At 29.4% G+C, this 11,519-nt stretch carries 14 protein-coding genes; 10 read left to right on the top strand and 4 right to left on the bottom strand.

Annotated elements, in window-relative coordinates; translation table 11 throughout:
* The first annotated feature begins 204 nt into the window (after positions 1-204).
* From CM240_RS00435 to CM240_RS00410, 6 genes are all read left to right on the top strand, one after another.
* Positions 205-1,344: an ABC transporter substrate-binding protein gene (locus CM240_RS00435; RefSeq protein ID WP_044035744.1), complete on the top strand. Its 1,140-nt coding sequence runs from the start codon at positions 205-207 to the stop codon at positions 1,342-1,344.
* A 20-nt stretch (positions 1,345-1,364) separates the two neighbouring features.
* Positions 1,365-2,240 carry a branched-chain amino acid ABC transporter permease gene (locus CM240_RS00430; protein ID WP_044035743.1) on the top strand — a complete coding sequence of 292 codons (876 nt, stop codon included), beginning with the start codon at positions 1,365-1,367 and terminating at the stop codon, positions 2,238-2,240.
* A gap of 9 nt (positions 2,241-2,249) precedes the next feature.
* Positions 2,250-3,194, top strand: a complete 945-nt coding sequence (locus tag CM240_RS00425) for a branched-chain amino acid ABC transporter permease (protein ID WP_044035742.1) — start codon at positions 2,250-2,252, stop codon at positions 3,192-3,194.
* Between the two features lie 252 nt (positions 3,195-3,446).
* On the top strand, positions 3,447-4,628 hold the full coding sequence (locus CM240_RS00420; RefSeq protein ID WP_044035741.1) for an RNA-guided endonuclease InsQ/TnpB family protein: 1,182 nt from the start codon (positions 3,447-3,449) through the stop codon (positions 4,626-4,628).
* 159 nt (positions 4,629-4,787) lie between these two features.
* Complete coding sequence (locus CM240_RS00415; RefSeq protein ID WP_044035740.1) at positions 4,788-5,558, top strand: ABC transporter ATP-binding protein; 771 nt, start codon at positions 4,788-4,790, stop codon at positions 5,556-5,558.
* The gene (locus tag CM240_RS00410; protein ID WP_044035739.1) at positions 5,551-6,255 is read left to right on the top strand and encodes an ABC transporter ATP-binding protein; all 705 of its coding nucleotides are present in this window, start codon (positions 5,551-5,553) and stop codon (positions 6,253-6,255) included. The genes CM240_RS00415 and CM240_RS00410 overlap by 8 nt, the downstream gene beginning before the upstream one ends.
* A gap of 199 nt (positions 6,256-6,454) precedes the next feature.
* Here the strand turns inward: CM240_RS00410 and CM240_RS17115 are convergent, their stop codons facing one another.
* The gene (locus tag CM240_RS17115; RefSeq protein WP_278246580.1) at positions 6,455-6,892 is read right to left on the bottom strand and encodes a L,D-transpeptidase family protein; all 438 of its coding nucleotides are present in this window, start codon (positions 6,890-6,892) and stop codon (positions 6,455-6,457) included.
* Positions 6,893-7,146: 254 nt separating this feature from the next.
* On the opposite strand from CM240_RS17115, the gene CM240_RS00400 reads away from it, so the two are divergent.
* Positions 7,147-7,647 (top strand): GNAT family N-acetyltransferase, encoded by a 501-nt coding sequence (locus CM240_RS00400; protein ID WP_044035738.1) that lies wholly within the window; start codon positions 7,147-7,149, stop codon positions 7,645-7,647.
* Here CM240_RS00400 and CM240_RS00395 read toward each other — a convergent pair whose 3' ends face one another.
* Positions 7,648-8,559, bottom strand: a complete 912-nt coding sequence (locus tag CM240_RS00395; RefSeq protein WP_044035737.1) for a ribonuclease Z — start codon at positions 8,557-8,559, stop codon at positions 7,648-7,650.
* 182 nt (positions 8,560-8,741) lie between these two features.
* On the opposite strand from CM240_RS00395, the gene CM240_RS00390 reads away from it, so the two are divergent.
* Positions 8,742-9,497, top strand: coding sequence for an exodeoxyribonuclease III (locus CM240_RS00390; RefSeq protein ID WP_044035736.1), 756 nt, complete (start codon positions 8,742-8,744; stop codon positions 9,495-9,497).
* A 31-nt stretch (positions 9,498-9,528) separates the two neighbouring features.
* On the opposite strand, the gene CM240_RS17110 is transcribed toward CM240_RS00390, so the two are convergent.
* Positions 9,529-9,684, bottom strand: coding sequence for a DUF1540 domain-containing protein (locus CM240_RS17110; RefSeq protein WP_084485326.1), 156 nt, complete (start codon positions 9,682-9,684; stop codon positions 9,529-9,531).
* A 51-nt stretch (positions 9,685-9,735) separates the two neighbouring features.
* Positions 9,736-10,422, bottom strand: coding sequence for a cyclic nucleotide-binding domain-containing protein (locus CM240_RS00385; protein WP_044035735.1), 687 nt, complete (start codon positions 10,420-10,422; stop codon positions 9,736-9,738).
* A gap of 117 nt (positions 10,423-10,539) precedes the next feature.
* On the opposite strand from CM240_RS00385, the gene CM240_RS00380 reads away from it, so the two are divergent.
* Together CM240_RS00380 and CM240_RS00375 are read left to right on the top strand one after the other, a co-directional pair.
* The gene (locus CM240_RS00380) at positions 10,540-10,962 is read left to right on the top strand and encodes a DMT family transporter (protein ID WP_044035734.1); all 423 of its coding nucleotides are present in this window, start codon (positions 10,540-10,542) and stop codon (positions 10,960-10,962) included.
* An 11-nt stretch (positions 10,963-10,973) separates the two neighbouring features.
* Entirely contained in the window at positions 10,974-11,414 is a 441-nt protein-coding gene (locus CM240_RS00375) for a DMT family transporter (RefSeq protein WP_044035733.1), read from the top strand.
* Positions 11,415-11,519 lie beyond the last annotated feature (105 nt).

The following is an 11,519-nucleotide window of genomic DNA, read 5'->3' as shown; positions in this document are numbered from 1 at the left end:
TATATTTATTTTATAGCAATCGTGCTATATCTCTTTATTTTGTAAATTTATACACACTATTCATTTTTTTTATTATTTTCATTTTTAATACTTGTATATATTGTATTATTGTTACTATTTTGATAATATTGGTGTTATAATAATTTTAGATTTGAAATTATATATTATTATTCTTTCATTTTTAATAAAAAGGGGGCAATTATTATGAAGAAAAAGTTACTATCAATGGTAGTATTAGCTACCTTGTCATTAACATCTTTAGTTGGATGTGGATCGCAAAAATCTGAAGATGAAATTCTAATTGGGGGCATTGGACCATTAACAGGAGACGCTTCAAGTTATGGTACTTCAGTTAAAAATGGAGCAGAATTATTTATAGACGAGTATAACGCTAATGGTGGATTTGATGGCAAAAAAATCAAACTTCTTTTTGAAGATGATGAAGCTGATGCAACTAAAGCGCTTAATGCTTATGACAAGCTAGTAAATAAAGAAGAGGTTTCTATGATATTTGGCGCAGTTACTTCCGGTTCAAGTACTGCTATAGCAGATAGAGCAAAATCAGACCAGATACCAATGATTTCTCCAACAGCAACAGAACCTAATATAACTAAAAAAGGTGGAGAATACGTATTTAGAGGTTGTTATATAGATTCATTACAAGGTGAAACTTTATCTAAATATGCTACAGAAGATTTAAGTGCGAAAAAAGCTTCTATATTATATAACGTTTCTTCTGATTACTCTAAAGGAATCGCAGAGACTTTCAAGAAAAAATTTGAAGCTGCTGGTGGAGAAGTAGTATCTTTTGATTCTTATAACAGCGGTGATAAAGATTTCAGTGCTCAATTAACTAAAATTAAGAACTTAAATCCTGATGTTTTAGTATTACCTGATTACTACGATACTGTTGGACTTATTACTGATCAAGCAAGAACTGCTGGTATATCTGCTCAATTCCTTGGTGGTGACGGTTGGGATTCACCTAAGTTATTTGAAATTGGCGGAGATTCTGTAGAAGGTGCTATATTTGTTAATCACTACTCTCCAGAAGATGAGTCTGAAGATGTACAAAACTTCGTAAAATCTTATAAAGAAAAATATAATACCGATCCAGATGCATTTGCTGCTTTATCTTACAGTACTCTACAAGTATTAACAAATGCTATAGAATCTGCTGGTTCTACTGATGCTGATGCAATAAAAGATGCTCTTGCAAAAACTGACTTAGATACAATTACTGGTCATGTTACATTTGATAAAAATAGAAATCCAATAAAGAGTGTATCAGTAATAAAAATTCAAGATGGAAAACAAACATTAGTTAAGAAAATAAATCCATAATCTATGAAGGAGGATTTAAAATGGAACTATTGCAACAACTTACTAATGGTCTTTCACTAGGGTCTATTTATGCATTAATAGCCCTAGGTTATACCATGGTATATGGAATAATAAATTTAATTAACTTTGCCCATGGTGATATATACATGATTGGTGCCTTTGTAGGTATATTTTGTGGATCAACGCTAAAGCTTCCACTAATTCCAACATTATTATTATCAATGTTGGCATCTGCACTACTAGGAGTTTTAATTGAAAAAGTGGCTTATAAACCACTTAGAAACTCTCCTAGAATAACACTACTTATAACAGCCATAGGAGTATCTCTTCTTTTAGAGAATGGAATGGTATATTTAGTAGGGCCTGATACTAAAGCTTTTCCAAAATTATTAAGTACAAATGTTCTCAATATTGGTAGCCTATCAATTGACACATCAAAAGCTTTAACTTTAGTTGTATCAATTATCCTTGTAATTCTCCTTCAATTTATAGTGTTTAAAACTAAGATAGGTAAGGCAATGAGAGCTTCTTCTTATGATATAGAAGCTGCTTCTTTAATGGGTATCAATGTAAATACTACTATTTCCGCAACATTTGCCATTGGTTCTGCATTAGCTGGTGCAGCCGGTGTTCTAGTTTCTTTAGCTTTTAACTCTGTTGGTCCTTATATGGGTGTTGTACCTGGTCTTAAAGCATTTATAGCTGCTGTACTAGGTGGAATCGGAAGTATTCCTGGAGCACTTATAGGTGGTATTCTTATTGGATTAACAGAAACTCTTACAAAAGCATATATCTCAACTACACTATCTGATGCAATTGTATTTGGAATTCTAATAGTCATCTTACTAGTTAAACCATCTGGATTACTTGGTAAGAAATCTAATGAGAAAGTGTAGGTGATATAAATGAAAAAATATAAAAAACTCATTACTTGGGTTGCATTAATTATATGCGCATATTTATTTTTCAGTTTTCTTATATCTTCTGGAATTCTTAATAGATACTATTCAAGGATATTAGTTTCTTGTTGCATAAGTGTAATCTTAGCTGTTTCTCTAAACTTAATTACTGGATTTACAGGACAACTTAGCTTGGGCCATTCTGGCTTTATGGCAATTGGAGCTTACACTTCTGCCTACTTATCAACAACAACAAATATACCATTTATAGTTTCTATAATAATTGGTGCACTATTTGCAACAGTTATAGGTTTCCTAGTAGGGTTACCTACTCTTAAATTAAAAGGAGATTATTTTGCTATAGCAACTTTAGGTATATGTGAGATTATAAGAGTTTTAATAACAAATATCGATGCTCTTGGTGGTGCTAGAGGTTTGTCTAGTATCCCTCGTGAAACTAATTTTACTCTTGTATACTTTGCTATGGTGTTAACTATAGTTGTTATCGCTAATATCATTCATTCTTCTAAAGGTAGATCTATGATTGCTATTAGAGAAAATGAAATTGCTGCTGAAGCAATGGGTGTTAATACTACAAAATATAAAATAATGGCTTTTTTAGTTTCTGTTTTCTTTGCAGGAATTGCTGGTGGACTTTTCGCTCATCAAAATGGATTTATTCAACCAACAGCATTTAACTTCTTGAAATCAATTGAGATTTTAACTTTTGTAGTTCTTGGTGGTATGGGATCTATCTCTGGTTCTATCATTGCTGCTATTGTTCTAACTATATTACCAGAAGCACTTAGAAGCTTTGCTGACTTAAGAATGATTTTCTATTCTTTAGCATTGATAATTGTTATGATTTTTAGACCTAAGGGACTATTTGGTAACATGGAAATAACAGATGTACTTAAAAAATTTAAAAAGAAATCTAAAGCAAAGGAATGATAATTAGTTATTAATAACATAAACAAACGTGTTTAAATGCGATAATATCTACTCAAGGTTATATTAATGACAAATAAACACATAATAAAAAAACTAAAGATTTTGCTGACTTATTTGGTGTAAGTGTTAAGACATTACAACATTGTGATAGATATAGAACTTTATATGCAATAAACTCATTGATGAATATATGGAAAACAAAATAGACATAATAATATTTAATCACAAAGACGCTGGAAAGAGATGAGAAAATTGCTAAGAGCATATAAAGTAGAAATAAAGCCGACTCATAAGCAGATAGAAAAAATTAATCAAAGTATTGGTGTATGTAGATGGCTATATAATCATTATTTGTTCACAAACAGTCAGCTATATAGTCAATATAAAGAAGGTTTTATTGATAAAAAAGAATCATTTATCAGTGCTAATGATTTTGACAAGTACATTAATAATAAAGTTAAATGTTTAGAAAAATATAGCTGGATAAATAATTGTGGTTCTAAAGCAAGAAAAAAGGCAATTCAAAACGCTGAAACTGCATATAAAAGATTCTTTAACGGTCAATGTAAGTTTCCTAGATTTAAAAAGAAAAAGAATGACGATATTAAATTGTACTTTCCTAAAAATAATAAAGGCGATTGGAAAGTAGATAGACATAGAATCATGATACCTACACTGAAGAATGTTAGATTAAAGGAATATGGATATATTCCAGTAGGTGCAAAAGTTATAAGTGGTACTGTTTCTAAAAAGTATAATAGGTATTATGTATCAGTTATTATAGATACAGATTGGACTATTCCAAGTGGAGAGTATACCGAAGGTATAGGAATTGACTTAGGCGTTAAAGATTTGGCTATATGTAGCAATAAACAAAAATTTAAGAATATTAACAAAACACAAAAAATAAGAAAGTTAGAAAAGAAATTAAAAAATGAACAAAAAAGGCTTTCAAGGAAATATGAAAGTTTAAAATTAAGAAATAAGAATAAGAAAGGAGATGCTACTAGGCAAAATATTCAAAAACAAATAGTTAAAGTACAGAGTATTCATCAAAGACTTACTAATATTAGAACAGATTATATTAATAAAACAATTTATGAAATAGTTAAGCAAAAACCACGCTATATAACTATTGAAGACTTAAATGTAAATGGAATGATGAAGAACAGGCATTTATCCAAAGCAGTTGTTCAACAAAAGTTATATGAATTTAGAAATAAATTAAACTACAAATGCAACCTATTTGGTATTGAACTAAGAATAGTAGATAGATTTTACCCTTCAAGTAAACTATGTAATAACTGTGGTTCTATTAAAAGTGATTTAAAACTTAAAGATAGAATTTATAAGTGTCATTGTGGTTATGTTGAAGATAGAGACTATAATGCTAGTCTTAATTTAAAAGATGCTAAAATCTATAAAATAGCATAAACAAATTTTATAGATATGTACGGATGGCTAGTTCGGAATTTACGCCTTTGGACTGTTATACCAAATCAAAGTAGTTCTTTATAACAAAATGAGACAGGATGAAGAAGGAAAAATCTCGGAATGGATATATTTGTCCATATTTTGAGTAGCAGGATTAACATGTTAGACGTAAAAGATCTTACAATAAAATTTGGTGGACTAGTTGCCGTATCTAACTTTTCTCTAAATATCGGTGAAAAAGAAGTTGTAGGCCTTATTGGTCCAAACGGTGCTGGAAAAACTACTGTTTTTAATATGTTAACAGGCGTATATGCTCCAACCTCCGGAACAATCTCCTACTTAGGAGAAGATATCCAAGGTTTAAAACCTTATATAATTACTTCAAAGAAAATAGCTAGAACTTTTCAAAATATAAGATTATTTTCTGATTTATCAGTTTTAGATAATGTAAAAATTTCTTATGATTATAAACTTAAATATAATTTACTAGATTCTATTTTAAGAACACCTAGATTTAAAAGAGAAGAATCTAACATGGATTCCGAAGTTAAAGATCTTCTTAAAACATTTAATCTTCTAGATAAATGTTATGAAAAAGCAAGTAATCTTTCCTACGGTGAACAACGTAGACTAGAAATAGTAAGAGCATTAGCTACCGGACCAAAACTTTTACTATTAGATGAACCAGCAGCTGGTATGAATCCACAAGAAACAGCTGAATTATCGGATTTAATAAGATGGATTCGTGATACTTATGATGTATCTATACTACTTATTGAGCATGATATGAAGCTAGTTATGGGCATATGCGATAAAATAACTGTACTTGATTATGGTAAGGTAATAGCTGCTGGTTCTCCAGATGAGATTAAGAATAATCCAAAAGTAATTGAAGCTTACCTAGGAGAGGAGGCCACAGTAAATGCTTAAAATAAATAACTTAGATATTTTTTACGGAGGTATCCACGCACTAAAAAAAATAAACTTAGAAGTAAAACAAGGTGAAATAGTAACTCTTATAGGCGCTAATGGTGCCGGTAAAACTTCTACTCTTAGAGCTCTTTCTTCATTAGAAAAGCCTAAAAATGGTGAGATAATATTTAATGGAGAAAATATAACAGGTATGGCACCTCACAAACTTGTTGCTAAAGGCATTAGTCATGTTCCGGAAGGTAGAAAAATCTTCGCAAACCTTTCTGTTATGGAAAATCTAGAACTTGGTGCTTACCTTAGAAAAGATAAAAAATCAATTGAAGAAGACTATGAAATGGTCTTTGAAAAGTTTCCAAGACTAAAAGAAAGAATCAAGCAAAATGCCGGAACTCTTTCCGGTGGTGAGCAACAAATGTTAGCTATCGGTCGTGCTTTAATGAATAGACCTAAAATGTTACTTCTTGATGAACCATCTATGGGATTAGCACCACTAGTAGTAAATGATATATTTGACACTATCGTAGAAATAAATAAAGCAGGTACTACAATACTTCTTGTAGAACAAAATGCTAATAAAGCTCTCTCTATTGCTGATAGAGCTTACGTACTTGAAACAGGACGTATAACACTACAAGGTACTGCTGATGAACTTTTACATGACGATAAGGTAAGAGCGGCTTATCTTGGAGAATAAAATGTATGTCAGTACACAGTTTTGGTGGAAATTCCTACGGAATTTCTTGAATTGTAAGTGTGATGATACTAGAGCTTGGTATCATCACATTTATTTTATAGTTAAATATTGATGTTATAATATTGTCTTACAGTATGCTAATGAAAGTTGCACTTTCATAAATCTGTTATTACAAGTCCAAAAAGAAACAACTTTATTTTTAATAATTATAAATAGTACTACTATTAGTAGCTATTACTATTCTAGTACCACTATTCATACATTGTAATAAATGTATCATTGTACTTTCCGGAACCGCTACACATCCACCTGTAGCATTTCCCTTTATACAATGTAAGAAAATCGCTGACCCTGCTCCAGGCACACAATTAGTATTATAATTAATTACTGCACCATATTTATAAGCTACTTGTTCATCTATCAAATGTTCTTCCGAATTCCAATCCTTAGCGACCTCTGTTACATTAACCCATTTATTGTAATATGAAAAATTACTATCATCAACCCAATAATCATTTACAGTAACTTGTCTATATCCTATATTACTACCTGGATTACCTGCAATTCCAAACCCAGTTCCAAATGAATGTATTCCAGCTGGTGTTTTTTCATCTCCTTCTCTGGTACTACTAGAAATACCATTATATCCAACTTTTCCATCAACTCTAATTTGTTAGTTCATTAGGCTAATTTTTTTCAACGTAAACAAGAGATTACTAGTTCTACTAGATTGTATTTTATTATGTAGTTTATTCACATTAGTTGCTAATGCTAAAAAAATACCTTCAGCTAGAATATTGTAATTTAAGAATTTAGTAATATCCTTTCTTTATGATTCTCTTATATACAATATGGTACAATCTATTTGTATTTTACTGAGGAGGAGTTTATATGGAATTTAGAAAAGCTATAAAATCTGATCTTGATAATATAATGATTATTATAAAAGAAGCGCAAAAATATTTTAAAGAAAATAATATAGATCAATGGCAAGATAACTATCCTAATGAAAAAACTATTTTAAATGATGTAAATAATGAAACTTCTTATGTATTAGTTAAAGATGATAATATAGTTGCTACTGCGTCTATATCTTTTGAAGCAGAGCCAACCTACAATCATATTGAAGGAAATTGGCTTACTAATGATAGATATGTCGTTATTCATAGAGTGGCTGTATCTAATGATTATAAAGGATTGAGACTATCTTCAACTATTCTAGATAATGCCAAAGCTCTCGCTTTAAAAAACAATATTCATAGCATAAAAATAGATACCCACAAAGATAATAAAGCTATGCAAAAAGTTCTACTTAAAAATAACTTTACTTATTGTGGGATAATATATTTAGAAGATAATAGTGAACGAATAGCTTTTGAAAAAACATTTTAATTATTCTTTAAAGCTTAAATGAAGTTCTAACCTATCTTCGCCTATAATTGTATTACTAAAAGCTGCTGTAGCATTACTAATATGCCTTTCCGGAGAATCCATAGCAGTACTAAAATGGGTTAATAATAGCCTTTCTACATTAGCCTTATTTGCTAAAGTCGCTGCTTCTCGGAAAGTCATATGCTTATTCTTAATTGCCTTTTCTATATCTTTATCATCTCCATATGTACCTTCACATATAAATAAATCACTATCTTTAATAAATGGTACTATTTCATCTATTGGTCGTGTATCTGTTATCATAGAAACTTTAATTCCTTTTCTTTCAGCTCCTTTAATCATATCCGGAGTATATATTCTCCCTTGAAACTCTATTTCTTCAGTAGTCTTTTGCAATTTAGACCACAACTGTTTAGGCACTCCATTTTCTATAGCTCTATCTACATCAAATTTTGCCATCCTTTTAAGATAAAAACTATATCCTATACATGGTGAGGAATGTTCCACTTCCAATGTATCTATTTTAATTTCATCATTACAGGCTAATACCGTATCTTTTGGATTTTCTATCACATTAATCTCATAAGGCAACCAATTCGCTATAACCCTTAACCCTTTTACTGCCTCTGTTATTCCTATAGGTCCGATAATTGTTAATGGATCTGTTCTCCCACTATTACCTATAGTGCCAAGTAATCCTGGCAATCCTACAATATGATCACCATGAATATGGCTAATACAAATAACATCTATAGTTTTAAAACCTAAATTACATATTCTCATTGAAACTTGAGTACCTTCACCACAATCTACAAGTATTTTTCTCCCCTTGTAACTAATACATAGAGCTGATAAAAATCTATTGGGCATAGGCATACCGCCACCACAGCCTAATAATGTTAAATCTATCACTATATCACCACCTTATATCTTATATTATCTAATATAACATTATTATTTATCAAAAATATTCCTTAATTCATATTTTATTTTTAAAATATGGAATATACTTTATTTTAAAATATTCCCTTTATCTTTAAGATTACTTAGAATATAATCTTACTAAGTACATATTTAAAATAAGGAGATACGATATGAAAAAATTAATTTCATGGAATGTAAATGGCCTCAGAGCTTGTGTAAAAAAAGGGTTCTTAGACTATTTTAAAGATGTTGATGCTGATATATTTTGTATTCAAGAAAGTAAGCTACAAGAAGGTCAAATAGATTTAAATCTTGAGGGTTACTATGATTATTGGAACTATGCTGAAAAGAAAGGTTATTCTGGTACAGCTATATTTACTAAAGAAAAACCTCTTAATGTTACCTTAGGTCTTGGTATTGAAGAACATGATAAAGAAGGTAGAGTTATAACATTAGAATTTGAAGATTTCTATATGATAACTGTTTATACACCAAACTCACAAGATAAATTAGCAAGAATAAATTATAGAATGTCATGGGAAGATGCATTTCTAAATTACATTAAAGAACTTGAAAAAAATAAACCTGTAATAGTTTGTGGTGACTTAAATGTAGCTCATGAAGAAATTGATTTAAAAAATCCAAAGACTAATAGGAATAATGCTGGTTTTAGTGATCAGGAGAGAGAAAAATTTTCCACCCTTTTATCTAACGGATTTATTGATACCTTTAGATATTTTTATCCAGATAAAGAAGGTGCCTATTCTTGGTGGTCTTATAGATTTAATGCTAGAGCTAATAATGCAGGATGGAGAATCGACTATTTCTTAACTTCAAACTCTTTAAAAGATCGACTTGTCAGTGCTGATATCCATAACGAAATTTTTGGTTCTGATCACTGTCCTGTAGAATTAGTAATTAAATAATAAAAAGGTCCAGCAAAGCTGGACCTTTTTATTATTTTAATTCAAATGACTTACAATCTGTACATTCTGGAACTTTAGGATTTTGTTCATGTGTACCTACTAAAATTTCATTTAAAGTACAATATTCCGCTGCAGAATTATATTTACATTGTTGTACTGTACACTTAATACTTGGGTTCTTATCCATATCCAACACTCCTTAATATCAATTTCAACAATATTTTGTGTTTTTTTAACGTTATTTATACAATTCTGAAGCTAAGTCCTTAAGAATTTCTATTTCAATTACTTCATAATAATTGCTTCGTTTCCTTATTGCTCCTTTACTTGTTAAGTTACTTAATGTTCTTAATAAATGTCTATAACTTGTACCTAATAATTCTGATATCTCCATTAAATTTCCACTAAACTTTAATACTCCCACATTAGTTCTTTGACTAGTAGCTAAAATATAACTAGCTAGTCTATTTTCTAAAGGATATAGTAAATTTATAGATCCATTAATAGTTGATTTTTTAAGTTTTTTACTTAAAGAATTACATGTAAATCTTAAATATCTAGGATCTTCTAATAAAATATTTCTAACCTTATAAAAAGGTAATGCAATACAATAAGAGTCTTCTAAAACTTGTACATTTGTGCTAGCTCTACTTAAAGATACTATTTCTAAATCTCCTAAAACCATAAATGGATAATAGAAAGACAAAAGTAATGATTTCCCATTTTGTAGTACTATATATACCTTTGCTTTTCCTTTTACAAAGAAAAAAATATATTCTATCTTTTCATTTTCTCTACATATAAATTCATTTTTCTCAAATAATATTAATTCCATATATTCTTTCATATCATTGGAAAAGATATTATCAAGGTTATATTTTTTTATATACTTATCCTTTAGATTTTCATCATCTATTTTTATCATTAGTTTATTTCCTTTCTAAGATTAAATACAAGCTTTTATAGCTAATATGACATATGTCATAACAATGTTCAAGAAATCTATGATAAATTTATACTAAATTATTTAGGAGGAATACATATGTATAACTTAGCATCAATATTAATAGGTGCATTAATAGGACTTATGGTCTATTTTAATGGACTCTTATCTGTATACTTAGGTAATTATACTTCCAGTGTTGTTGTCCATTTTATAGGACTTATTGGAATAATTTTAGTATTAATTTTTACAAAGTCAAAATTAATTTTCGATAAAAACCAATCCATATTTCTATATAGCGCTGGTATAGTTGGTGTCTTCACCGTTCTTTTCACTAATATAGGATATGTCTCCGTTGGAGCTTCTATAACTATAGCTTTAAGTTTACTTGGACAGACAATATCTGCAATCATAATTGATCATTATGGATTATTAGATGTAAAGATTTCAAAATTTAACAAAAAGAAATTAATAGGTCTATCAATAATAACAATAGGAATAGTTATTATGACAATATACTAGGAGGATTGATCATGTTTTACTTATTTATTGCAGCACTCTCTGGAGTATCTATAGTTGTCTCTAGAATTATAAATGCAAATCTATCAACAAAAATAGGAATGTATCAAAGCACCTTTTATAATTTTTTAACTGGACTTATATTTTCCATTATAATATTAATATTTAGCAATGAAGTTTTTAGTGAATCAATATCTATACTAAATAAAATTCCATTAACTGCATACTTAGGAGGCCTTGTAGGTGTAGCTTCTATATCATTATCCAACTTTATAGCACCTAAAATTTCTGCATTCTATATGGCACTTTTAGTATTTGTAGGTCAATTATTTGCTGGTATCGTTATTGACTACTTTACTATGGGTGAATTATCTATAGGAAAAATTCTAGGCGGTATAATTGTCGTAATTGGTCTTGGTTACAATCTTTTAATAGATAAAAAAGCATCAGCTTAAATAAAAGCGTAGAGATGTGTAAAGTTTATAAGTACATTTCTACGCTTTTTCATAAATATTTAGTTTACATAATAAATGTTTAAGTAAATTCATATTCTTAAAAAC

Origin of the sequence: Clostridium bornimense (assembly GCF_000577895.1) — a bacterium.
In the GTDB taxonomy this organism is placed as follows: Bacteria; Bacillota; Clostridia; order Clostridiales; family Clostridiaceae; genus Clostridium_AN; species Clostridium_AN bornimense.
Note: the sequence above shows the minus strand (reverse complement) of the source record. Positions and strands in the feature narration are given on the sequence as shown.